The organism is Mesorhizobium sp. NZP2234, from assembly GCF_013170765.1.
Lineage (GTDB): Bacteria > Pseudomonadota > Alphaproteobacteria > Rhizobiales > Rhizobiaceae > Mesorhizobium > Mesorhizobium loti_D.
This window is the reverse complement of record NZ_CP033364.1, coordinates 3,181,603-3,206,053: the sequence shown is the minus strand read 5'-3', so window position 1 is coordinate 3,206,053 and position 24,451 is coordinate 3,181,603. Positions and strand designations below refer to the sequence as shown.

At 63.8% G+C, this 24,451-nt stretch carries 22 protein-coding genes; 2 read left to right on the top strand and 20 right to left on the bottom strand.

Features of this window, described 5'->3' with window-relative positions; translation table 11 throughout:
* Positions 1 to 164 precede the first annotated feature (164 nt).
* From EB230_RS15815 to EB230_RS15785, 7 genes are all read right to left on the bottom strand, one after another.
* Complete coding sequence (locus EB230_RS15815) at positions 165 to 572, bottom strand: carboxymuconolactone decarboxylase family protein (protein WP_056571771.1); 408 nt, start codon at positions 570 to 572, stop codon at positions 165 to 167.
* Positions 573 to 772: 200 nt separating this feature from the next.
* On the bottom strand, positions 773 to 2,269 hold the full coding sequence (locus tag EB230_RS15810; RefSeq protein ID WP_172373145.1) for a sugar ABC transporter ATP-binding protein: 1,497 nt from the start codon (positions 2,267 to 2,269) through the stop codon (positions 773 to 775).
* Complete coding sequence (locus EB230_RS15805; protein WP_172373144.1) at positions 2,269 to 3,318, bottom strand: hypothetical protein; 1,050 nt, start codon at positions 3,316 to 3,318, stop codon at positions 2,269 to 2,271. The genes EB230_RS15810 and EB230_RS15805 overlap by 1 nt, the downstream gene beginning before the upstream one ends.
* A complete protein-coding gene (locus EB230_RS15800) occupies positions 3,315 to 5,438 on the bottom strand; it encodes an SMP-30/gluconolactonase/LRE family protein (protein WP_172373143.1) in 2,124 nt (707 codons plus the stop codon). Before EB230_RS15800 ends, EB230_RS15805 begins: the two co-directional genes overlap by 4 nt.
* 75 nt (positions 5,439 to 5,513) lie before the next feature.
* Positions 5,514 to 6,539 carry a sugar ABC transporter substrate-binding protein gene (locus EB230_RS15795; RefSeq protein WP_056571758.1) on the bottom strand — a complete coding sequence of 342 codons (1,026 nt, stop codon included), beginning with the start codon at positions 6,537 to 6,539 and terminating at the stop codon, positions 5,514 to 5,516.
* A gap of 60 nt (positions 6,540 to 6,599) precedes the next feature.
* Complete coding sequence (locus EB230_RS15790) at positions 6,600 to 7,586, bottom strand: ABC transporter permease (RefSeq protein ID WP_065005348.1); 987 nt, start codon at positions 7,584 to 7,586, stop codon at positions 6,600 to 6,602.
* A 269-nt stretch (positions 7,587 to 7,855) separates the two neighbouring features.
* Positions 7,856 to 9,289: a DHA2 family efflux MFS transporter permease subunit gene (locus EB230_RS15785; protein ID WP_172373142.1), complete on the bottom strand. Its 1,434-nt coding sequence runs from the start codon at positions 9,287 to 9,289 to the stop codon at positions 7,856 to 7,858.
* A 120-nt stretch (positions 9,290 to 9,409) separates the two neighbouring features.
* Between EB230_RS15785 and EB230_RS15780 the strand changes: the two genes are divergently transcribed.
* Together EB230_RS15780 and hutH are read left to right on the top strand one after the other, a co-directional pair.
* Positions 9,410 to 10,411, top strand: coding sequence for an ornithine cyclodeaminase family protein (locus EB230_RS15780; protein ID WP_065005347.1), 1,002 nt, complete (start codon positions 9,410 to 9,412; stop codon positions 10,409 to 10,411).
* Positions 10,408 to 11,916 (top strand): histidine ammonia-lyase, encoded by a 1,509-nt coding sequence (gene hutH / locus EB230_RS15775; protein WP_172373141.1) that lies wholly within the window; start codon positions 10,408 to 10,410, stop codon positions 11,914 to 11,916. The genes EB230_RS15780 and hutH overlap by 4 nt, the downstream gene beginning before the upstream one ends.
* On the opposite strand, the gene EB230_RS15770 is transcribed toward hutH, so the two are convergent.
* From EB230_RS15770 to EB230_RS15710, 13 genes are all read right to left on the bottom strand, one after another.
* Positions 11,917 to 12,720, bottom strand: a complete 804-nt coding sequence (locus EB230_RS15770; protein ID WP_056571743.1) for a 3-methyl-2-oxobutanoate hydroxymethyltransferase — start codon at positions 12,718 to 12,720, stop codon at positions 11,917 to 11,919. It lies immediately after the preceding gene.
* Between the two features lie 49 nt (positions 12,721 to 12,769).
* On the bottom strand, positions 12,770 to 13,081 hold the full coding sequence (locus EB230_RS15765) for a MocE family 2Fe-2S type ferredoxin (protein ID WP_172373140.1): 312 nt from the start codon (positions 13,079 to 13,081) through the stop codon (positions 12,770 to 12,772).
* A 30-nt stretch (positions 13,082 to 13,111) separates the two neighbouring features.
* The gene (locus tag EB230_RS15760; RefSeq protein WP_056572152.1) at positions 13,112 to 14,194 is read right to left on the bottom strand and encodes a fatty acid desaturase family protein; all 1,083 of its coding nucleotides are present in this window, start codon (positions 14,192 to 14,194) and stop codon (positions 13,112 to 13,114) included.
* Positions 14,195 to 14,279: 85 nt separating this feature from the next.
* Positions 14,280 to 15,461, bottom strand: coding sequence for an aldose 1-epimerase family protein (locus EB230_RS15755; protein ID WP_172373132.1), 1,182 nt, complete (start codon positions 15,459 to 15,461; stop codon positions 14,280 to 14,282).
* A gap of 10 nt (positions 15,462 to 15,471) precedes the next feature.
* Positions 15,472 to 16,254 (bottom strand): ATP-binding cassette domain-containing protein, encoded by a 783-nt coding sequence (locus tag EB230_RS15750; RefSeq protein ID WP_162258925.1) that lies wholly within the window; start codon positions 16,252 to 16,254, stop codon positions 15,472 to 15,474.
* On the bottom strand, positions 16,251 to 17,270 hold the full coding sequence (locus tag EB230_RS15745; protein ID WP_172373130.1) for an ABC transporter permease: 1,020 nt from the start codon (positions 17,268 to 17,270) through the stop codon (positions 16,251 to 16,253). Before EB230_RS15745 ends, EB230_RS15750 begins: the two co-directional genes overlap by 4 nt.
* Positions 17,271 to 17,313: 43 nt before the next feature.
* Positions 17,314 to 18,258 (bottom strand): substrate-binding domain-containing protein, encoded by a 945-nt coding sequence (locus tag EB230_RS15740; RefSeq protein WP_172373128.1) that lies wholly within the window; start codon positions 18,256 to 18,258, stop codon positions 17,314 to 17,316.
* Between the two features lie 56 nt (positions 18,259 to 18,314).
* Positions 18,315 to 19,229 (bottom strand): sugar phosphate isomerase/epimerase, encoded by a 915-nt coding sequence (locus EB230_RS15735; RefSeq protein WP_056571731.1) that lies wholly within the window; start codon positions 19,227 to 19,229, stop codon positions 18,315 to 18,317.
* A gap of 56 nt (positions 19,230 to 19,285) precedes the next feature.
* Positions 19,286 to 20,371: a Gfo/Idh/MocA family oxidoreductase gene (locus EB230_RS15730; RefSeq protein ID WP_172373127.1), complete on the bottom strand. Its 1,086-nt coding sequence runs from the start codon at positions 20,369 to 20,371 to the stop codon at positions 19,286 to 19,288.
* Positions 20,372 to 20,406: 35 nt separating this feature from the next.
* Positions 20,407 to 21,468 carry an ABC transporter ATP-binding protein gene (locus EB230_RS15725; protein ID WP_056571724.1) on the bottom strand — a complete coding sequence of 354 codons (1,062 nt, stop codon included), beginning with the start codon at positions 21,466 to 21,468 and terminating at the stop codon, positions 20,407 to 20,409.
* A gap of 3 nt (positions 21,469 to 21,471) precedes the next feature.
* The gene (locus EB230_RS15720; RefSeq protein WP_172373125.1) at positions 21,472 to 22,563 is read right to left on the bottom strand and encodes an ABC transporter ATP-binding protein; all 1,092 of its coding nucleotides are present in this window, start codon (positions 22,561 to 22,563) and stop codon (positions 21,472 to 21,474) included.
* Entirely contained in the window at positions 22,560 to 23,519 is a 960-nt protein-coding gene (locus EB230_RS15715; RefSeq protein ID WP_056571718.1) for a sugar ABC transporter permease, read from the bottom strand. Before EB230_RS15715 ends, EB230_RS15720 begins: the two co-directional genes overlap by 4 nt.
* Entirely contained in the window at positions 23,516 to 24,376 is an 861-nt protein-coding gene (locus EB230_RS15710; RefSeq protein ID WP_056571715.1) for a carbohydrate ABC transporter permease, read from the bottom strand. Before EB230_RS15710 ends, EB230_RS15715 begins: the two co-directional genes overlap by 4 nt.
* Positions 24,377 to 24,451 lie beyond the last annotated feature (75 nt).

The following is a 24,451-nucleotide window of genomic DNA, read 5'->3' as shown; positions in this document are numbered from 1 at the left end:
ACAGCCGCTGGGATAAACCGCGCAATTGCGGGCAGCGGCTGGCGAAGGGTAGCCGGCGGCAACCGGCGCAGCGTGGAAAGCGACCGGATTTCAGCCACTTGCCACTGCTAGGCTACAGAATAGCCGCGCTCACGATCTTGCGGCGGCGCGGCGGGAAATCACGCTCACCTCACCTCGAATTGCGGGTCGACCGGGATCTGCATCGCCGTGACCAGATGGTTGGTCTGCCCCGCCAGCCCGATGATCGACACCAGCTCGCCATGCTGCGCATCGGTCATCCCCTTGGCCCGCGCCGCCGCCGTGTGCGAATGGACGCAGTAGGAGCAGCCATTGGCGGTCGAGACGGCGATATAGATCATCTCCTTGGTCAGTGGATCGATGGCGCTGTCGGCCACCATCACCACCTTGAGCTGCTCCCAAACCCGCTTCAGCGACACCGGATCATTGGCCAGCCCACGCCAGAAATTGTTGACGAAGTCGGATTTGCGCGTCGCCCGGATATCGTCGAACACGGCCTTCACATCAGGGATTTTTTCGACCTCGGCATCGCTGAGGAGTCTTGTGGTGGCCATGGTGTGGTCCTTCCGTTTCGATCGATGAATTAGGTCGTTGAATCAAGTGATGCGCATAGACGGCTAACCGGTTTGTCCGATTCAGTTTTTGGCTCGGAACAGCACGGACGCCGAGGTTGGCAGAGCAACCCAGCGTCGCCCGTGGATGACGAAGGGAGAGACGCCTCGGCCAATTGTCGACGCACACACCAGCCAGAACCCTAATGCACCGCCGCGTACATGATCTTCTCCTCCGTCGCCTCCGCCGGCGAAAACTCCTCGACGATACGGCCCTGGCGGCAGACCAAGATCCGGTCGGACAGGTTCATGATCTCCGGCAGGTAGGACGAGATCACCACGACGGCCAGTCCCTCGTCGGCCAGCCGGTTGATGATCTGGTGGATCTCGGCGATGGCGCCGACATCGACGCCCCGCGTCGGCTCGTCGAAGATGACAATGCGCGGCTTTTGCACCAGCCCCTTGCCGATCACCACCTTCTGCTGGTTGCCGCCGGAAAGCTCGACCACGCGCGCATTGTCGTTGATCGCCTTGATGTTCAGCGTCTTCGTCCATTCCGCCGACAGCTGCCGCATCTCCTGCGCATTGATCACCCAGGCCTTTTCGCGGCCCGCCGCCAGCAGCCCGCCGAAAAGGTTCTCGGCGATGCCCATCGTCTCGAAAATGCCCTCGCTCTTGCGGTCCTCGGTGACATAGACGATGCCGTCGGCCACCGCCTCGCTCGGCACGAGGTAGCGCACCGGTCTGTCATCGAGCTCGATCGCCCCACCCCGCAAGAAATCCCGCTTGTAGATACCGGACACGATCTTGAAGGTCTCGGTGCGGCCGGAGCCGATGAGACCGAACACACCGGTGATCTGGCCCTCGAAGATCGAGAAGGAATTGTTGCGCACGACATTGCTCATCGAAATGTCCTGCACCGACAGCACCTTCTTGCCCGCCTTGCGCAGCCTGGCTTCGTCGCGCTGTCGGTAGATCTGGCCCGACAAGCTGCGCCCGACCATGGCGGCAACGATCTTGTCGCGGTCGAAGGCGGAAGTATCGTCGGTGACGACCAGTTCGCCGTCGCGCAAAATGGTGATGCGGTCGGCGATGGCAAGCGCCTCTTCCAGGGCATGGCTGATGAAGACGATCGAGACCCCATTCGCTTTCAATCGGCGGATCAGCGCGAAGAAATGCCGCTTCTCCTCCGGCGTCAGCGTCGCCGTCGGCTCGTCGAAGATGATGATCTCGGCATTGTGGTGCACTGCACGCGCGATCTCCACCATTTGCCTCTTGGCCGCGCCCAGCGTCGCCACCATCGCGTTCGGATCGACCGGGAAATTCAGCGACTGCAGGAACTGTTGTGCTGAAATATACGTGCCGCGCAGCCGGTTGAGGAATTTTTCAGTACCGAGATAAAGATTTTGCGCCACCGTCATCGACGGCACCAGGCTGGTCTCCTGGAACACCATGGCGATACCGGCCTCGAGTGCCGCATGCGGCGAGGCGTAGGCGATCTCGCGCCCCTTGTGGAACATCTTGCCGGAGGTGGCGTCGACGACGCCGGCGATGATCTTGGTCAGCGTCGATTTCCCGGCACCATTCTCGCCGAGCAGCGCGTGGATCTCGCCCTTGCGCAGGTCGAAGCTGACATTTTTCACCGCCGGCACGCCGCGATAATTCTTGGTGACATTCTCCAGGCGAACGATCGGTTCCATCAGAAACCTCCCGTATCGACGGCAAGCACACAGTCGCCGCCCCTGGAGGCGATGAACAACTTGCCGTCCTTTTCCACCACGCTGCAGATGCCGTGGCGCGTGCCATTGGCGCGGCTGTGCAGGCTGAACTGCGGCTGCATGTTCTGATCCAGTCTGACCACCAGCCCGTAGGAGCGGCTCGGCGACCATGGCTTGTGGATGCCCATGGTGCGGATGCCGCCGCATTGCAGTGGTTCGAGGAAGCTGCGGTTGGAGGCCAGCGCCGGCGCGATCCAGTAGGCCGGCGGGACCTGGTCGATCATGTCCTGCCGGTAATGCGTCTCCTGCAAGACGAACTCGATCAGCCGGTTGCGCGGCGCGAACAAGGTCAGCCACGCCCCGCCATCGCGCGCCGGCGCGAGTCGCGCGGGATAGCCGGGCAGATGTGTCAGCACCGTCGAACGATTGCCTGTCGCGCTGCTGAAACGGATGAGCTGGTGGCGCCAGCTTTCGCTCACCAGAACGCCCTCGCCCGCCGGATGCAGACCGTTGGGGAACGCGATGTCGCCGGCAACTTTCTGGAAGCCGATCGCTCCCGGGCCACATCGCCACAGCGAACCGGACGCGCCCTTCCTCATCAGGTCGGCGGCCCATTGCGATGGCGTGTGCTCGGCCGAGCCATTGGCCAGCCAGAGCGTGCCGTCATCGGCATAGGCAAGTGCCGTGACGCAACGCACATCCGTCGGCAGCGAAACATCCTTGCCCGATATCAGCAGCTTGCCGCTTTCGAGAGCCACCGTCAGCTCACCCGATGGCGACAGCGCCAGTGCCGAAACGGGGGACGCAAAGGTCTCGACAACCCTGGGCTCGCCTCCGGCGCCAAGCGAACAGACGGCGTTGCCGCTTGAGGCGAGCAACCTCTCACCGGAGGCCAGCAGATTGTCCGGCTCGGTCAGTTCGGCAAACGCAGGCGCGTCATCGAGCCGCGTGTTGGGCCGGAAGGCGCCGTCCAGCGGCGGGATGGTGACCGCCTTGCCGCGAAACATATCCAGGATCGGATCGAGGATCATGGCTTTGCTCCCCAATAGGAAGCGGGGCTGGTCCAGTTCGGGTCGGCACCCGAAATCCTGTAGCGGCCGATGCGGTTGTTGAGGATGCCGCCGACGAAAAGATATCCCTTGTGCTCGCGCATCGAGGTGACCATCGGATGCGCATCGCCGGTGAGGTCGCCGAGTGCCTCCACGATCCCGCCCTTCTCGTTGAATTTCACCACGCCGCCGGTGTTGATGTTGGGGAACAGCCACTCGTCCTGCGGCAGCCGCCGCGTCATGCGCTTGCGCATGTCGGGATGGCGCAGCGACAGGTCGAAGCTTGGCGTGCGCATGCCCAGCCACGCCATCCAGTAATTGCCGTCCGACGCCCGGTTGATGTTGTCGGGATAGCCCGGCATGTCGCGGATGACGCATTCGGCGGTGCCGGCCTTCGGCCCTTCCAGCCAATAGCGATGCACGCGGCAGGCCCAGCTTTCGGCGAAGAACAGCGACTTGCCGTCATGAGCCATGCACACACCATTGGTGTAGCGATAGCCGTCGAGCAGCGTTTTCGTCGAACCGTCCTTCGGGTCGTAGACCAGCAGGCGCCCGGTGGCGCGGTTCTCGATCGAGTCCAGCGCCCAGTCATGCGCGTCGTAGCGCTTCGTTGAATCCGTGAAATAGATGCGCCCATCCGACGCGATGTCGCAATCATTGGGATCGCGCAGCCGTGCATCGTCGACGATCGAGGTCCAGGAGCGTGACGTCTCGGCCGAAAGGCGTTTCACCTCGCGCTGCGGCGAAACGGAATAGAGCCCCATGGCACCGACGCAGCTGATCAGGTTGCCCGACTTGTCGAAGGCGAGCCCCAGCGGAAAGCCGCCAATATGGGCAAACACTTCCGACTTGACGTAGTCCGGCGCGAAGAAGCGGACGATCTCGCCATGGCGGGTGCCGCAATAGAGATTGTCGTCACGGTCGAGGATGACATCCTCGGGCCCTTCCAGCTCACCGAGCCCGATATGGTCGGCCGCGGACAGACGGTTGTCGAGCTCGTAAGGCGTGCCGGAGCCCGGCACCGCGGACTGTGTCTCGCCCATCTTGAGATAGACCGGCGCGACATAGACTTCGTTGAGCACCTTGTGGCGGTTCTTCAGCCAGCGGATGTCGATGGTCACCGCCACCGCCAGCATGATGCCGAGCACCATCTGGTTGGTGCCTGTGCCGTAGCCCAGCCGGATCAAGCCGTTGGTCATGGTCAAGACGATGATGGCGCCCATCAGTCCCTTGATCACCGAGCCGCGCCCGCCGCCGAGGCTGACGCCGCCGACCACCGCCGCCGTCAGCGCCATGATCTCGAGGTTGAGGCCGGTGCCCGGCCCTGCACCGCTCAAGCGGCAGGCAATGAGGAAACCGCCGATCGAGGCGCAGAAGCCCGAGAAGACATAGGTCATGAACACGGTGCGGCGCACGCGGATGCCGGCATTGTGCGCCGAGCGCCGGGAGCCGCCGACCGCCAGCACATGCCATCCCGGCCGCGAGCGCGTCAGCGCGATATGGGTGACGACAGCGAGGATGATCGCCAGCCAGACCGAGACCGAGAGGCCCCAGAAGGTGCTGTCGCCGATGAAATCCAGCACATCCGACGTGGCGGTCGAAAGCTGCACGTCGGCGGCGTAGGTGGTGACGAGGATGTCGAACAATGCCCGACCGAAGATGAAGGTGACCAGCGTGGTGAGGAAGGCGCGAAGCCTGAGATATCCGACGAGGTAGCCGTTGATGGCGCCGAAGACGAGCCCGGTGGCGAGCGAAGCGGCCAGCGCCAGCCAGATCGACTGTTCGAGGATGAAGAACACGTAGACAGCCGAGAAGCAGGACAGCGCGAAGATCGAGCCGACCGAGAGATCGATGCCGCCGCCCAGCATCACCACCGTCATGCCGGTGACCACCATGGAGAATTCGCCGAGCTGGCGGGTCGATTCCTGCAGCGACGTCAGTTTGAAGAAACCCGGAATGATCGAGCCGAACACGCCGAGCGTTGCCACCAGCGCCAGGAACGGAATGGCATTGTCGGTCCAGCGTTTGGTCAGGATCTCGCCGACCAGATGGTCGGGCACGAGATTGTAGCGCCAGGACTGAAGGCGTTCGCGAAAGGACATCGGCTCACTGCGGTACGAGAAAGAGGTGGCCGGGCAATCCGGCCACCTCATTGATATCTGTCGGGAACGTGCGGTTTATTTCGCCGCCGCTTCGGCCTGCAGCGCCTTCAGGTCCCAGCAGCTGTCGGGCTTGAGATCGGCCTTGGTCGTCGCCTTCTCGAGCGTATAGATATAGGTGTGGGAGGTGCCGGCCGGCTGGCCGCTCTGCAGCAGGAACTTGATGATGGCGTTCATGTCGCCCGACTGGCGGGCGAGATCGGTCATCACCACGGCGCCATAGGTGCCGTCCTGCAGCTTGTCGCAATCGGCCGCCTTCTCGCCGCCGCCGGTGGTGACGAGGAACACCTTGCCGTCGAGCTTGGCGTCTCGGATCGCGGCCGATGCGCCGGTGGCGTCACCGTCCCAGAAATCGATGATCGAGCAGATGTCCGGGTTCTGCTGCAGCATCGTCGTCGTCACGTTGCGCGAGGTCGTCGCGTCCCAGTTGGAGTCGGGCTTGGCCACCACCTTGAAGTCAGGATGCTTGTCCAGCACCTTCATGATGCCGGCATACTGATAGAGGCTGGAAGAGTTCGCCTGGTCGCCCTGCACAAGTCCGATCTTCTTCGACGAGTTTTCGCCGCAGCCCTTGATCGCCGCTTCGGCCTCGAGCTGGCCGAGCCGGTCCCAGTCGCTGCCGACGAAGGCATCGGCCGGGAAGTTGGCGGGGTTGTCGACCAGAAGCACATAGGTGCCGGCGGCCTGCGCCTTCTTCATCAGCTTGGAATAGGAGTTGAGGTCCGGTGCATGGATGATCAGCACGTCGGGCCTGGTGTCGGACGAGATCGCGTCGGTGATCGCCTGCGCGCCCGCATCGACCACCCAGTTCGGATCGCGCGTCTCGAACACGCCGCCCCAGGCCTCGACTTCCTTCTTTAGGTAATGCGCCCAGCCCTGCGCCAGGTCGAAGCCCATCGCCAGCGGCACCAGCATGACGCGCTTGCCCTTGAGCGCCTGCGCATAAGCGGCCGGACCCGGATCATCGGCGGCGAAGGTCGGCGCCACGAAGGCGGTAACGGCCAGCGCCGTGGCGGCGGCCATCAGTGTTCTGATCAGTTTCATGTCACGTCCTCTGTTTCGACTGTCATTGCCGGCCGATCGTCGCGATCGTTCCGGGTACCCCTAAATGTCGCCTTGTTGCGCGGTCTGTTCGTCGCGTGGATTGATGATGCCGTCGACGATGATGGCGCCGAGCAGGATCGCTGCCTTGATCAGGTTCTGGTAGAGCAGCGGAATGTCGATGATGGTCATGGCGTTGAGAAGGATGCCGATCAGCGCCGCTCCAACCAGCACGTTGCGCACCCCGCCCCGCCCGCCCGAGAGGCCGATCCCGCCGATCACAGCCACCAGCACGATGTCGTAGAGCAGCGTCGAATTGACGACACGCGTGTTGATCGAATGCAGGCTGGCCGCCGTCAGCAGGCCGGCGATCAGGGCAACGAAGGCAGACAGCACGTAGCGCAGCACCAGCATCGGCCGCACCGGGATGCCGATGTTGCGGGCCGCGACCGGGTTGTCGCCGGCAAAATAGATGTAGCGCCCCCATTTGGTGTAACGCAGGAAGAGGAAGAACAGGAAGGCGAGGCCCGCGAAGACGAACACCTCGATCGGGATATCGAGGAAGCGCAGGCCGCCGAGCAGTTCGACCCAATGCCCCTGCGGCACCGGCACCGCATCCTGCGTGATCAGTTGCGAGCGCACATAGCCGAAGACGAAGGAGCCGGTGGCCAGCGTCACGAAAATCGCCGGCACGTCGGCATAGGCGACGAGAAAGCCGTTGAGCAGCCCGATGGCGAGCACGCCGGCCAGCACATAGGCGAAGGCCAGCCCGTCCGACGTCCCCGTGTTGAGCAGTTGCAGATACCAGGCGACCGACATCGCCATGATCGCCACCGCGGACAGGTCGATACCGCGGCCGATGATGACGACAGCCATGCCGAGCGCCAATATGCCCAGCACCGACACCGAGCGGACAATGGCGACGAGGTTGTTGGGATCGATAAAGCCCGGCAGCCCCATTGCCGCCGCAACGAACAGCACCACGGCAATGGCAAAGACAATGCCTTCCTGATTCAGGCTCCTGGGATTTAGCCAGCCGGTCGTGTTCATGTCTGCATTTGCCCCGATGGCAGCGCTGCCATCCCGAAAGCAAAAGCTAATCGGCTCAGCGCCGGTTCGTCAAATGAATCCGCGCTTGGAACACCGGCGGATGTCGATATTCACCGGGTGGACACATTGATTGCCGAAACTGGCGCAATGCGCGGAAACTCCTGCATTTTTGGCAACCGATTGCGCCATCGCCGTCATTTACGAAAGCGCTGTATCAAGGCGAAGGGATGGGGCGGAATTTATCTCCGCATCGGGCGAAAAATTGGAGTTCATTTCGCCGGCGCGTGGCCGGAAACCTCGGCTCCCGCGGCGGGCGGCAGCACGAGAAAACGCAATGCCGCGACCAGGCCGATGACACCGATCGCCAGGAAGGCGATTCGAAAATCGACGAGATCGAGCGCCGGCCGGTCCCTGGCGATCTGCGACAGGTTCAGGATCGCCGCCGCCACCGCGACGCCGAACAGCATCGCCACCTGCTGCAGCATGGACGACAGCGTCGCCGCCGAACTGCGCTGCGCCGCATCGATATCGGCGAAGGCCAGGGTGTTGAGCGCGGTGAACTGCATCGACCGCGACAGGCCGGCGATCAGCATCAGGACCACGACCAGCGCCTGCGGCGTCTGCGGCGAGATCGCTCCGCAAGCCATGATCGAGGCCGAGGCGATGATGCCGTTGACGACCATCACCGGGCGGAAACCGAAACGCCGCAGCGTTGGCGTCGTTATCGTCTTCATGCCGAGATTGCCGAGGAAATAGGCCAGGATCATCAAGCCGGCATCGACGGGCGAGAGGCCGAAGCCAACCTGGAACAAAAGCGGCAGCAGGAACGGCGTGGCGTTGATCGCCATCCGGAATATGGTGCCCGCGGCGAGTGTCGAGATGGCGAAGGTCAGCACCTTGAACGAGGAGAGATCGAGCAGCGGATGAGTCGCGCGCCGCAGATGCCGCACCGCCAGCCAGCCGATGACGATGCCCGCCGCGATCAGCAGCACCGTCGGCCGCGGGCCGTCCTCGGGATGCGCGATGCGCTCGAGGCCGTAGAGCAGGCAGGCGAGCCCGAGCGACGTCAGGAAAAACCCCGGCCAGTCGAGCGGCTTGGGATCGGCTTCCCGGTCGCCCGGAATGAAGCGGGCGACCAGCGCCAGCCCGATCAGCCCAAGCGGCACGTTGATGAAGAAATTCCAGTGCCAGGACAGGTAGGTGGTGATGAAGCCGCCGAGCACCGGCCCGACCACGGGCGCGAACAGCGCCGGCCAGGTGATCAGCGCGGTGGCGTTGAGCAGCTCGGACTTCGACGCATTGCGCAGGACAAGAATGCGGCCGACCGGCGTCATCAGCGCGCTGCCCAGCCCCTGCACGGCGCGAGCAGCGACAAATTGGGGCAGGTTTTCCGAAAAGCCGCAGGCAAGCGAGGCCAGCGTGAACAGCGCGATCGCCACGAGAAAAATGTTGCGCGCGCCGAACCGGTCGGCAAGCCAGCCGGACAGCGGCACGAAAACAGCCATGGTCAGCATGTAGACCGTGATGCCGATGCTCATCGCCACCGCCGGCACACCGAAGGAGGCACCCATCTGCGGCAACGAGGTCGAGATGATCGTCGAATCCAGCAATTGCATGAAGAAGGCGATGGCGACGATCAGCGCCACGCGCCGCGCACTGGTGGCCGTTGCCGGCAAGGCTTCAGTTTCGGGAATGGCAGTCATGTCGGAACCGGGTTGAACAGCATTTGGCCGACTGCGTCCATAGCCAGCGCAACAAACTTTCGTGTCGCCTCGCGGCCTGCTATGGGATGGGCGGGGCGACCGAGGAAAGGGCGCGCATAAATGAAGCCCATCTACATCGACTATCTCAATGCTCTAGACATCGATGCGCTTGCCATGACCGACGGCGAAATCATTGCCGCCGTCGAGGCCGGTCTGGTCGCTCAGGGCAAGGGCCAGACCGTGATCGAACCGCGTGTTCACCTGGAACCGGACCCATCCTTCCACGGCCATTTCAATGTGCTGCGCGGCTATGTGGCGCCACTCGACGCGGCGGGCGTGAAGATCGTCGGCGACTACGTCGACAACTATCTGCATGGCCTGCCCTCTGAATTCGGCATTCTGAACCTGTTCGATCCGCGCACCGGCACGCCGCGTGCCATCCTCGATGCCACCGTCATCACCGACATGCGCACCGGCGCCGTCACAGCGATCGGCGCGAAGCATCTGGCACGCAAGAACTCCAAGGTGCTCGCCCATATCGGCGCGCGCGGCACCGCCTATTGGAACGTGCGCCTGCTTGACCATCTCTTCGACTTCGACGAGATCCGCGTCCATTCGCGCCGCCCGGAAAGCCGGGACGGCTTTGCCGCCAAGCTCTCCGGCGACCTCGGCAAGAAAGTGACGGCGGTCGCCGACTGGAAGAGCTGCATCGAAGGCGCCGACATCGTTGTCGAGGCCTCGCGGCTGCCGGAGCCTCAGCCGCTGCTCAAGACCGAATGGATCAAGCCCGGCGCCCTGGTCGTACCCTATGGCACGATGAGCGCGGTGGAGCTGTCGCTGACCGACATCATGCAGAAGATGGTGGTCGACGACTGGGGCCAGTGCAAGGGCGGCAAGTTCGGTTCGCTGCGCGCCCATGTCGAGACCGGACGGCTGAGTGAAAAGACGCTGCATGCCGAGCTTGGCCAGATCGCCGCCGGCCTCAAGCCGGGCCGGCAAAGCGACGACGAGACCATCCTGTTCTGGCATCGCGGCCTGTCGCTGTCCGACATTGCGCTCGGCAAGGCGATGCTGGCCAAGGCAGGAGAAAAAGGCATCGGCCAGAGGCTGCGTTTCGCATGAGCGCGCTCGTCCTCACCGGAGCCGCCGTAAGTGTCGGCGATATCGCCACCGTCGCCCGCGGAGCCCGCAAGGTGGAGATCGGCCCCGATGTCCTCGGCAGGCTGGACAAGGCACGCAAAGTGCTCGACCAGGCCGCTGCCTCCGGCCAGCCCATATACGGGCTGAACACCGGGCTCGGCGCCAATCTCGGCACGGCGGTCGAGGGCGACGCCAGTGCCTTCCAGCGGCAATTGCTGGAAGGGCGCAGCGGCGCGGTCGGAGAGGCGCTGCCGGTTGAGGCGGTGCGGGCAACAATGGTCGCTCGCCTGGCGATGCTGTCGGCCGGCGGCTCCGGCCTCTCTCCCGCTGTCTTCGTCGCTCTGGTCGACGTGCTCAATGCCGGTGTCCATCCGGTCATGCCGTCACTCGGCTCGATCGGCGCCGGCGACCTCGTGCTGATGACCGCGCTTGCCCTTGTGCTGATCGGCGAAGGCGAAGTCGACTATCAGGGCCGTCGCATGCCGGCGGCCAAGGCGCTGATGATGGGCCGCCTCGCGCCCATCAGCCTGGCACCCAAGGACGGGCTGTCGCTGATCAACGCATCGGCGGTGTCCTCCGGCTGCGGCGCGCTTGCGGTAACTGACGCGCTGTCGGCGCTTGCCCAGCAGCAGCAGGCCGGCGCGCTGACCATGGAAGGTTTTGGCGCCAACCGCACCATCCTCGATCCGCGCCTGCACATGGCACGCCCGGCGGCCGGCCAACAGGAAGCCGCCAAGATATTGCATGATCTGCTGGCCCGCGACGAGCCGCCGGCGCCGACCACCCTGCAGGATCCGCTGTCGATCCGCTGCATGCCGTCGATCCACGGCGCGCTGATCGAGGCGATCGGCCAGGCTAAACGTGCCGTCGAGATCGAGCTCAATGCCGCCGCCGACAACCCGCTGGTGCTGGGCGATGACGAACTGGTGCTGTCGACCGGCAATTTCCACACGGCCGCCCTTTCGCTCGCTTTCGAGACACTCAGCCTGGCGATCGCGCAATGCGCCGCCGCGAGCGTCGCCCGCTTCATTCAGCTCACCGGCTCGGGACGCAACGGCCTGGCGAAATATCTGTCGCCGGTCGGCGGCGCGTCGGCCGGCTTCGTGCCCCTGCAGAAGACGGCGACATCGATCCTGGCCGCCATTCGCCACAAGGCCAATCCTGTGATGCTCGACTTCCTGCCGGTATCGGAAGGTGTCGAGGACCATGCGACCCAGTCCCCCCTCGCCGTTGCGAAATGCGCCGGGATGATCGCGCTATGGCGGCGGCTGATAGCCTTCGAGCTGATGGCTGCCGCCCAGGCCGTCGACCTGCGTGAAGGGTCGACGCTGGGGCCACGCACTGGCTCGATCTATGCGGCGGTGCGCGCGCATGTATCGATGCTGAAAGACGACCGGCCGCTGGGAACCGACGCCGAGCTGCTCCACGCCATGCTCGCCGATGGAGCGTGGCAAGGCGCGGCAATGGTCAGCCAGGAAGCCGAATAATCAGCTCCTTGCGTCTACCTTTTTCATGAACAGGCTGAGCTCGGCCGGGTCCATGTGCACGATGTGCCTGTCCTCCGGATAGGCGCCACTGTTGACGTCGGCGACATATTCGGAGAATGCCGCCACCCGCTCAGCCTGCAGCCGGTCATATTCGGCGGCGAAATTGCGATAGACCTTGGAGTGGCGCGGCATGTGACCCCGGTTCTGGCCAAGGATATCCTCGGCGAACAGATATTGCGCATCGCAGCCGGTGCCCGCCCCCATCGACAGCATGATCAGCGAGGTCCGCTCCGAGATTGCCTTGGCAACCTCCACCGGCACCACCTCGATCTCCGCGCCGATGGCGCCGGCGGCCTCCAGTTGCTTCACCGCTTCGAAGACCTGAAGAGCGGTATCGGCGGTCTTGCCGACCGCCTTGAAGCCGCCGGTCCAGGTGGCGCGGGATGGAATGAGGCCGACATGACCGATGACGGGAATGGCATCGTCGGCCATCCGTTTGATCGTGGCATGGCCGGCGCTGCAATAGACGGCGTCGGCACCGGCCTTGTAGAGCCGGAACGCCCAGCGCAGGAAATCATCCGCCGTGCCGATCTCGAAGAAATTCTCGCCCGGCATGGTGAACAGGCTGGGCGCGGCATCGCGATATTGCGGGTTAAGCACCAGTTCGGGCGGCACCGAGACGATGTCGACCCCTGCCCGTTCGGCGGCCTCCGCCTCGTCGAGCGTCAGCACCCGCAGCATGGTCAGTTGGCGCTTGCCCTTCATGGCGCGCAGATCGGCGACGGTCGGTCTCTTTCGGCTCATTAAAACATCCCCTCTGTTGCTTGCCACGTGCTGGGTCGGTTGCCGCGCGTCAAATCTGGATCATCACCTTACCGGCCTCGACCTTCACCGGATAGGTCGCGAGATTGACGCAGACCGGCGCGCCCTTGGCCTGGCCGGTCTTGTAGTTGAAGCGGCCATTATGCTTGGGGCATTCGATGATGTCGTCCATCACCAGCCCGTCGGCCAGATGCGCCTTCTCATGCGTGCAATAGCCGTCGGTGGCGAAGAACTGATCATCCGGCGAGCGGTAGACCGCGAAGGTGCGGCCGCCATGGTCGAAGCGGATGACATCCTCCTCCTCGACGTCGTCCACCGCGCACGCTTCAACCCAATCGGCCATCTTTCAGTCTCCTGCCAACACTCGCGATCGTTATTCGGCGGCCGCCGACATATCGACCTCGTGGAACTCGCCGCGATAGGGCCTGGCCGTCGGCGGCAATTCGCGCTTGAGGTAGAAATCCTCGTATTTCAGCTGCCTGAGCAGGACCGGCCAGACCTCGCGATAGGCATGCCACATCGACGGGTTCGGCTCAGGCAGATCGTGCTTGATCAGCTCGTGCAGCCTGGGCAGCGCGTGATACGGCACCATGGGGAACATGTGGTGCTCGACATGGTAATTCATGTTCCAGTAGATGAACCGGCTGATTGGGTTCATGTAGACGGTGCGCGTGTTGAGCCGGTGGTCGACGACATTGTCGGCAAGGCCGATATGCTGCAGCAGGCCGGTCGTCACCATGTGCCAGGTGCCGTAAAGGCGCGGCAGGCCGATCAGCACCAGCGGTATCCATGACCTCAGCGCGATCGCAAGAACGATCGTCGCGAGATATATGGCCACGTGCCATCGGGCGGCGACCACGGCCTTGTGCTGTTCCATTTCGGGGATGTAGCTCTTCTCCTCCGCGGACAGCGTGCCGAAGGCCTGGCGCACCAGCGTCGGCAGCGAATAGCGGAAATCGAGAATGCCGGTGAAGGCGAGCGCCGCCTTCAACAAATCCGGCGGACGCATCACGGCGATCTCGGCGTCGCGGCCGACAATGATGGTGTCGGTATGGTGGCGGGCATGGCTCCAGCGCCATTGCACGGGATTGCGCATCAGCATGAAGGAGGCGATGTGGTAGACGACATCGTTCATCCAGCGCGTGCGGAAGGCCGTGCCGTGGCCGCATTCGTGCCAGCGCGAATCGCTCGACGAGCCGTAGAGCACGCCATAGACGAACAGGAACGGCACCACCCACCAAGTGCCCCAGAACCAGACGATGCCGGCGGCCGAACCCAGGATCGCGGCGAGCCAGATCACCGTGTCGCGGATCGCCGGGCCATCGGAGCGCTGCATCAGTTCCTTCATCGCCTTGCGCGGCACGTCGGTGTGGTACCACTCGGCCGAGGCCAGGCCGGTCTCGATCGCCCTGCGTGTGCTTTCGCCGACCAGGCTGTAATCGCGCTTTTTTGCCATCGTCGTCACATCGACCTCCAATCGTCATGCACCGCTGGCAATCCGGTCCGCCGGCCGGAAGGCTCGCTTTGGATAAATGTAGCGCTCATGCCCTGCCCGCCAGTCTTGGGAAATTGCCGGAAGGCTGAGGATAATCCTGCTTTGGCTGCCGGGCGATGGCCGCGATCCGGTTTTCGGCGGCCGCGATCTCACCCGCACCGTCGAGCACCCGGAACACCGCATCGTAGGCCCGGCTTTCCCCATGCTCCAGCCAGATCATCTCGCCGCGGTCGCGCGCGGCGAGATCGCCGAGCACATGATGGGTCGAAGGCTCCATGCCCAGCGCATACTGCCCGGCCTGGAAATTCTGCCATTGATAGGCACAAGGCAGCTGGTCCTTGCGCGTCACCACTTCGAAACCGAGTCCGAGGCGGTCGTTGACCACCGCCACCGGAACCTCGCCCTTTGCGTCGGCGCCCATCTCATGCTGCCAGACCTGCTCGCTGAACCCCATTCGCGGTTCCGGCGCTGTGCGATATCCGACCTTCTGCGCCTTGTAGCGCTCGCCGGTATGACCGGCCCACACCACGTCGCGGATCGGCGCGAGATAGCGCGAACCCTGGTCGAGCAGGGGATGGCTGACATTGATGTGGTAGAAATACATATGCGGCGTGCGGTTGAAGCCGTGATTGACGACACGGTCTGAAAGCCGGATCTCGTTGCCGCCGACATCGGCTTCGATGCGACGGATGAGATGCAGATCCTCGCCGAACACCGCCGACTGCTGGACGATGCCTTCGGCCCACAGCACGCAGCGGTCGCCCTCCCAGCGCTCGCCATGACCGGTCAGCCGTGCCGGAATGGTGCCGACGCGGCCGTGCAGCGAATGGGTGACGGTACTCTTGCCGGGGTAGTTGTAGTTTTCGGCCGGCACCTCTTCCCGGCCCAATATGTGGTCGAGGCCACAAGTGACGAGCAGCCCGGAAAAGGAGCGTGCCCAGGCGAGCCCGCTCTCTCCCTCATAGTCGTGCAGACCTGGATGGCGGAAGCCGCTCGGCGAATGCCAGCCGATCGCCTGGCCCTTGAACTCGCAATCGGCGATATCAAGCGCCCGGTCGACCAGCGCCGTGAAGCGCAGGCCCGAGCCGGTGCGGAACTCCAGCATGCGGATGCCGCGCTCCACGCCGTCGCCAAGCGTCATCAGCCGCACGCCGGCGAATTGCGACAGCATGCCGGATCGCTCCGCCACTTGCCTTCGCGACAGCGTCTTGCCGTAAAGCTCTACCATGCGACGCCCTTCACTTTGCCCTCGCCTCTTTGAGCAAGGCCGACATGTCGGCGCCGGTGATGATGCTTTCCACGGTCAAGAGGTCGGTGTCGGCGACGATCTGTTCGGCGACGATTTCGCCGCGCCGCATGACGATGATGCGGTCGGCGACCTGGAACACGTGGTGGATGTTGTGGGTGATCAAAAGCACCGAATGGCCGGCGTCGCGCACTTCCTTGACGAAGCGCAGCACGCCATGGGTCTCCTCGACGCCGAGATTGTTGGTCGGCTCGTCGAGGATGATCACCTTGGCGGCGAACTGCATGGCGCGCGATATGGCGATCGACTGGCGTTCGCCGCCCGACAGCGTCGAAACCAGCGCATCGGCGTCGAGTTTCTTCGAGATGCCGACGCGCTTGAGCAGTTCGGAAGCGGCCTTGCGCAGCTTGGCGAGATCGAGCGGCGCGAACACGCCGAGCCAGCCGAAATTGACCGGCTCGCGACCGAGGAAAAGATTGCGCGCGATGCTGAGATCCGGCGCCAGCGACGTGTCCTGATGGATGGTCTCGATGCCGAGGTCCATCGCATCGCGGGTCGAGCGGATCGAGACCTTTTCGCCGCGCACATAGATGTCGCCTCGGTCGACGGGGAACACGCCCGAGATCGCCTTGATCAGCGTCGATTTGCCGGCGCCATTGTCGCCGAGCAGCGCCACCACTTCGCCTTCCCTGAGCGTCAGCGAGGCATTCTTCAGCGCGCGCACGCTGCCGAAGGATTTCTGCAAATTCTGCAGCCGAAGCACGTCCATTATCAGCTCCTTGCGGCGTTCTTCTGCAGCAAAGCGTGCAGGATCAGCATGGCGAGGATGATGAGGCCGACGAAGATGTTGTAGGCCAGCCCCGGCACGCCGATCAGCACGATGCCGTTGCGGATGGCGCGCAGCATCAGCGCGCCGACGATGGTACCGAGGATGGTGCCGCGCCCGCCGGTCAGCGCCGTGCCGCCGACCACCACCATGGCAATGACTTCCAGTTCGTAGCCGGTACCGGCCACCGGCGAAGCGGCGGAGATGCGGAAGGCGCTGATCATGCCGGCAAGACCGGCCAGCACCGAGGTCGCGATGAACAGCCAGATCTTGACGGCGTCCGCCGGCACGCCGCGCGCCACCGCCGCGTTGCGGTTGGAGCCGATGGCGCTGATCCAATTGCCGAGCTTGGCGTAGCGCAGGATGTAGATGGCAAACAGCGACAGGCCGATGAACCACCACAGCGAGGTATAGAAGCGGAACGAACCGACATTGAAGCTGCCCGCCAGCAGGGTCACGAAAAAGCCGGGCTGGTCCCAGGATTTCAGCGGGAACCCTTGCGTGATGTAGAGGGCCGCGCCGCGTACGACGAGCAGCATCGACAGCGTCACCAGGAAAGACGAAATGCCGATCTTGGTGACGATCAGCCCGTTGATCGCGCCGATCGCGATGCACAGGAGAAGGCCGGCCAGAAGGGCGATGCCGATATCCAATCCCCCGTTCTGCACCAGCAGCATCACCACCACCGGCGCCAGTCCGAACACCGCGCCGACGGACAGGTCGAATTCGCCCGCCGTCAGAAGCAGCGTCATGCCGAGCGCGATGATGCCGAGCTCGGGCAGGAACGCCATCATGTTGGAGATGTTGAGCGGCGACAGGAAGTTGCGGTCGGCGATGGCGAACACCGCCAGCAGGACAATGAGGATGACGAGCGAGGAAAATGGCGGCGAGCGTATCAGGCTCGATCTGCGTTTCCCGACAGGCATCTCGTCTTCTGCGGCGATCGTCATGACTGTTTGAACCATGCTGGAAAGACGCCCGCCGCTTTCGCAGCGGGCGCTGCTTTTATCATTTCTTGTCGTAGAGCTTCAGGATCGGGTCGACGCTGGAGGCGTCGTAGAGACCGAAAGTGTGGATGTCGTAGCCGATCGGCTCGCCCGATGCGGCCAGCCCGAGCAACGCCACCGGCATGAAGCCTTGCGCCGACGGGTACTGCCAGGCGGCGGCGTTGACGAAGCCGTCCTTGACGGCCTGCGCCGTCTCCTTGGAATTGCCCCAGCCGATGACCGGGATCTTGCCTGCCGGCACGCCGGCACCGTCGAACACCCGCTTCACGCTGGCCGCCACGGAATCGCCGAGCGCGATGATCGCCGGCGGATTGTTGGCCACCATATAGTCGGTCATCTTGGCGATGATGCCGGCCGGATCGGTGCCGCAATCGACGACGTCGTATTTGATCCCCAACGGATCGAAAACGCTTGCGATGCCTTCCGTCTCCAACTGCTGATAGCTGGCGCCGGGAACTTCCACCGGCAGGAACACCTTGTCGCCCTGCTTCACCATCTTGTGGTCGACGAGGTACTTGGCCCAGACCGCGCCGGCTTCCTTGAGGTCGGCGCCGACATAGGCCTGGCGGCCCGTCGCCGGATCGTCGGTGTTGAAGAACACGATCGGGATGCCGGCAGCCTTTGCAGCCTTGACCTCCTCTGTCCAAAGCCCCGGCTGCGCCGAGGTTGTGGCGATACCGTCGGGCTTGGCGGCGAGCGCCGAGTTGAACGCCTCTTTCTGCGCCGCCATGTCGCCACCGCTGAAAGAGATCTTGCAGGTCACCTTGAGCTGGTCGCAGGCCTTGGTCGCGCCGGCGTTCCAGTCGATCCAGAACGCATCCGAGGGGCCGCCATGCGACAGCAGATAAAAGGTCTTCTGGCCCTCCGCCGCCTGCGCCGTCGTGCCGAGGGCCACGCCGGCGAGCACCGTCGCCGCGGCCGCCAATTTCCAAGCGAATTTCAACATTCTTTCCTCCCTTGTTTGGAGCCGAGCGGCCGCGAACCGGCAGCGCGAAACAATCATCAAAGGCCGTTGGCGCGGAATTTCCCGTCGAGGAATTTCTTGGCGCGCGGCACGTCGTCCTCCGACAGATGCTCGATGATCACCGGGATGTTCGGATGCTTCTCAGCCAGCCGCTTGAGATAGAGATCATAGTTCAGCGAGCCGAGGCCCGGCGCCGGCAGTTCGATCTCGCCGACGCCGCGGAACGTATGGCTTTCCATCGCATCGGCGTCGCCGATATCGGCGTGCTTCTCCGACTTGTCATCGCCCGAGCGCTTGACGTCCTTGGCGTGCGCGATCTTGATCTTGTCGGTCAGCGTGTCGAACACCTGGTTCAGGATCTGGTCCATCCTGTCGATGTTGTGCGTCTCGAAATAATTGGTGGGGTCCATCAGCAAGCCAAGGCCGGGGTGGTCGACCTGCGCGAACATCCTCACCGTCTCCTCGACCGAGCCGACGACGTTGTTGACATAGGTTTCGAGCAGGAAGACCGCGCCGTGGTCATAAGCCGTCTGCGCGAGGTCCGCGATCACCTTGCGGCATTCCTCGAAACCTTCCTCAGTCTTGTTCTTGGGATGATGGACCCAGTCGGATTCGGTGTTGTAGGTGCCGGTCTCCGAGATCACGTAAGGCGAACCGAAATGACGGGCGTTGCGGATGATCTCCTTGAGATAGCCGACGCGCTTGTCACGCTCGGCCTTGTCCGGATGGATGATGTTGGTGTAGCCCGACACGCAGCAGACCGGCAGGTTGTGGTCGCGGAAGACGTCGCGGACCTTCTTCGCCTTGTCCTGCGTGATCTGTCCGGCCGACAGGTCGACATCCTTGAAGTGGAGATCGAGCTGCACCGTGTTGAAACCGAGGCCGCGGATCTTCTTCGCCGTCTCTTCGAGGCCGTACGGGAAATAGCCCGTGAAAATACCTGCCTGCATCATGATCTTGAATTCCTCCCTGTAAGCGATTCAGTTGTCTGGTGTTTCGGTTGCGGTGATCAGATAGCGATTTCGGAAAGCTTGACCGTTCGGCCCGATGCCATCGAGCGGTATCCCGCCTCGACCAGCGCCATGGTCTTGACATTGTCAGCGACGGAGAGCGCGGGCGGCGTGCCGGTCTTCACCGCGTGCTGCAGCTGCTCCATCACGCCGATGAAGGCATGCGGGAACCACATCGTGTCCCAGCTTGGGCTGACCCATTCGCCGCCGGTGGTTTCCGCGGAGGCATAGGTCAGCGTCGAGGCCGCACCCGTCGGCCAGCCGATCGTGCCCTTGGCGACACCCTTCGTGCCGTCGACGCGCCAGTTGATGTGCTGGTCGTCCTTGTATCCCTCCTGGCGCGGGCCGGACCAGACATCCTCGAGCGAAACCGCGAGCACGCCGGACGGGAAACGCAACGTCGAGACGGTGATACCGTCCAGATGGTCGAATGTCGTGCGCGGATCCTTGCGCGTCAGCGTCGTGATCTCGTCGGGATCGCCGAACAGGAAGCGCAGCACGTCGAGATGATGCACGCTCATATTGGCGAGCGTCAGCCGGTCGTAATCCTCGAGGAAGGTCTGCCAGTGCGGGATGGCGTGCATGTCGATCTGCGCGAAGACAATGTCGCCGAGCGCGCCGCTGTCCATGATCTGCTTCAAGACGCGCATCGACTGGTCGTAGCGCATGTTCTGGTTGACCGAGAGGATCTTGCCGGCCTTCGCCGCTTCATCGCGCAGCTTGACGGCTTCCTCGACCGACAGCGCCAGCGGCTTCTGCGCCAGGATTGCCTTGATGTGCTTCTGCTTCAGCGCGTGGCGGATCAGCGCCGGCTGCAGATCGGGCGGGAAGGCAAGGTCGATGATCTCGACATTCGTGTCCTCGATCAGCCGTTCCGGCGTGTCGTGCACGGTCGGGATGCCCCAGCGCGTGGCGACCTTCTGCGCATTCGCCCGCGTGCGCGACGCAATCGCCACGACTGGAAAGCCGGCCTCCTTGTAGGCGGCGAGATGGCACTCCGCCATGATCATGCCGGCACCGACGCAACCGATCCTGTATTCCTTTGTGCGGACCTTCACGTCCGGTTCGAAGCCTTTGGCTGCCATGTCTTCCTCCCGAAATTCTGTCCTTGCGGCCGCAATCATCTCGACAACGCGCCTCCGCTCTGTCCGAAATAATGCACGCGGGTGGCCTCGCAGGATATCGCCACCATGGCGTCAGGCCTGATGTCGGGCTGGCCGCGCAACAGCGCCTTCAGCCGCGCTTGCCCGGCAGCGAGTGTCACGACGGTGTAGCCGCCGAGCGGCTCGACTTCGAACACCCGCGCCGGGCGGCCCGAGCCCCCGTCCGCCCAGGGTCTGACCTTGATGTCTTCCGGCCTCAACCCGATCTCGACGGCATCAGCAGGAGCAGTCTTGTCGGCAATCCGGATCGTGCCTTCAGCCGCCTCGACACCGCCCTCGCCGCGCGCCGATTTCAGGATGTTCATGACAGGCGAGCCGAGCAGCCGCGCCACATAGGTGCTGGCCGGCCGGTCATAGATCTCGGCCGGCGCACCGATCTGCCGGATCTTGCCATTCTCCAGTATGGCGATGCGGTCGGCGATCGACATCGCCTCTTCCTGGTCGTGGGTGACATAGATCAGCGTCTTGCCGAGTTCGCGCTGGATCCGCTTCAGCTCGACACGCGTCTCCTCGCGAAGCCTGGCATCAAGCGCCGAGATCGGATCGTCCATCAGATAGGCGTTGGGATCGCGCACCAGCGCACGCGCGATCGCCACGCGCTGCCGCTCGCCACCCGAAAGCTGCGCCGGCGGCTTGTGCAGGATGTGGCCGATATGCAGCTTGGCCGCGACGTCGGCGACGCGCTTTTTGATCTGGAGCTCGGCGACGCCGCGTTCGACCAGCGGAAAGCGCACATTGTCGAGCGCGCTCATATGCGGGAACAGCGCCAGGTTCTGGAACACCATCGCCACATTGCGCTCGGCCGGCGATACCGTGTTGACCGGTCTGCCGCCGATCAGGATTTCTCCGGCGTCCGGGCTCTCCAGCCCGAGCACCAGGCGCAGCATCGTCGACTTGCCCGATAGCGGCGGCCCGAAGAAGCAGAAGAACTCGTTGTCGTTGACGGTGAACGACGCATCGTCCACGGCGAGCGTTGCACCGTATCGTTTCGTCACGTTGCGGAAGACGATGTCGGCCATGGCTCAATCCACCCTCATCGCAAGGCCGCTGGCGGCATCGAAGATGCGCACCGACGCCGCCGTGGGCGCGACAACCGCTGTTTGTCCGATCGAGAGCCCGACATCATTGTCGAAGACCGCCTTCACGGCGCCCTCGCCCTGGCCGAGATGGACGATGGTGCGCGCGCCGATGCGCTCGACGAAGGTGACAGGCATGGCAAGACCGCGGCCGTCCTGCGCCAGGGCCACCTGCTCCGGCCGGAAGCCGTAGAGCACGTCACCGCTGGCACCGCGCAGGGTGGCCGCCAACTCGTCCGGCAGCGGCGGCGTGATACCCAGCGGCCCGAGATCGACGACAAGCCCGCGATCACTCTCCGCCGGCTTGCCCTGGAGCAGGTTCATGCCCGGCGCACCGATGAAGCGGGCGACGAAGACATTGACCGGATTGTTGTAGACTTCGAGCGGCGTGCCGACCTGCTGCAGAACGCCGTGGTCCATGACGGCGATGCGGTCGGCCATGGTCATGGCTTCGAGCTGGTCGTGGGTGACATAGACCATGGTCTGCCTGAACTGGCGCTGCAGCTGCTTCAGCTCGGTGCGCATGACGGCCCGGAAGGCGGCATCGACATTGGACAGCGGCTCGTCGAGCAGGAAGATCGCCGGCTCCATGATCGCCGAGCGGCCGATCGCCACGCGCTGCAAGATGTTGACCGACAGCCGGTCGGCCTTGCGGTCGAGCAGCGGCGTCAGCTGCAGCAGCTCGGCAATGGCGCCGACGCGTCGGTCGGTCTCGGTTTTCGCCGCACCGCGCATTCTTGGCCCGTAGGCCAGGTTCTGGCGCACCGTCATATGGGTGAAGATGGCGTAATTCTGGAAGACGAAGCCGACGCCGCGCCGGCCCATCGGCACGCCGGCCATGTCGCGCTCGCCAAACAGGATCTTGCCGCTGGTCGGCTCTTCCATGCCGGCGATCATGTTCATCGTGGTCGACTTGCCGCAGCCGGATGGCCCGAGCAGCGCCATGAACTCGCCATCCGCTATGTCGAGGTCCATCGTCTTCAGCGCGGTGAAGTCGCCGAATGTCTTGGTGAGGTTGCGCAGCTGGATCGCGCTCATGCCGCCACCTGCCCTGCCCGCGCCATGCGCTTCATGGCGAACACGGCGACGACGGAGAGGACGATCAGGATGGCCAGCGCGATCGCCGCCACATAACCCCAGATCAGGTCCTGCGTCGTGACCTTGTAGATGTAGACCGAGATCGTTTCCGTGGCGACGCCGGGACCACCGCCAGTCATGATGTAGAGCGTGTCGAAGATCTTGAAATTCTCGATCACGCGGATCGCCAGCGCGATGATGATGATGGTCTTCATCTTCGGCAGCACGATGGTGACGAAGCGCTGCCAAGGATTGGCGCCGAGCAAGGTAGCCGCCTTGATCTGGTCCTCCGGCACGCCGACCAGGCCGGCAAGCAGGATCAGGAACATCAGCGGCGTCCATTGCCAGATATCAGCGATCATCACCGCGATCAGCGCCAGCGTCGGGTCCGACAGCCAGGCGATGGTGACCTGTGTACCTGATATGGCGGACAGGATGTCGTTCACCGGGCCGCCGGACTGGAACAGCATGAAGAACATGTAGCCGGCCACCGCCGGCACCACCATCATCGGCGTCAGCAGGATCGAATAGAAGATGCGCTTGCCCGGAAAATCGTCCGCGAACAGCGTCGCCAGCGCCAGGCCCAGCAGGAATTCGGCCGGCACGCAGACGATCATGACGATCGCCGTGCGCTTCAGCGCGCTCCAGAAGCGCGCATCGGCGGCAAGGTCCGTATAGTTGGCAAAGCTGTTCCACATCTCCCAGGCATTCCACCAGCCGAGGCCCGAAAGCGGCGACCAGTCGGTGACGCTGATGTAGAGCTGCATGAGCAGCGGAAAGACCGAGATGAACAGCACCAGGATCTGCGCCGGCAGCGTCAGCCGGAAGCCCAGCTTTGCTCCTTCATCGCGCGGCGCCGGCTTTGCCTGGACGGCCTTCATCGCGTCCTCCGAAATCGTGGCAATCACCGCGCTCATTGCTTGAGCGCTCCAAAAGTCAGCCCGCGCACCAGATGGCGCTGGATGGCGATGCCCATGATGACCGGCGGCACGGCGGCGATGAGCCCCAGCGCTGCCTTGGCACCATAGAGCTGGCCGGTCATCGAGGACGACAGCGAGGCCATGTAGACGGGGATCGTCACCCATTCGCGCGTCGTCAGAAGCAGCGCGATCAGATAGTCCGACCAGTTGAGGATGAAGACGAAGAGGGCAGCACTCGCGAGCGGCGCGCGCATCATCGGCAGCGTGATGCGGGTGAAGACGCGCAGCCGCGAGCAGCCTTCGACCAGGGCGGCTTCCTCGATCTCGCGCGGCATGTCGTCGAAGAAGGTCTTCATCAGCCAGAAGGCGAACGGCAAGGTGACGATGCCGTAGATCAGGGCCAGCCCCCACCAGCTGTCGGTGAAGTTCAGGAACGACCACATGATCATGACAGGGATCATCACCGCCATCGGCGGAAACAGCCTGAGCTGGATCAGCGCCAGCGGCAGATTCTGTCCGGAGCCGAAGCGCGACAGGCCGTAGGCAGCGGCCGTGCCCGCCGACATGGCGATCGCGGTGCCGAACACCGCCGAGAGCAGCGACGACAGGATCGGCTTCAGCGCGGTGCGGTCGAGCGCCACGATCAAATTGTTGGTGGATTCGCCGAAGACGAACTGGAAATTGCTGAGTGTCGGGTTCTTCGGCCACCAGGTCAGGTCGACACCGGTCGCCGACCATTCGGCGATCGGCTTGAAGGCCATCGACACCATCCACAGGATCGGCACCAGCGTCACCGCCATCGCCGCGAGGATCGCAGCGTAGCGGAATATCTCGAAAGGAACGGAACGCTTCATCTGGCTGCTTTTGCTGGTGGCGTTAGAGGGAGCATGATCTCTGGACAAACGGAAAACCGTTTGTCCGAGAAAACC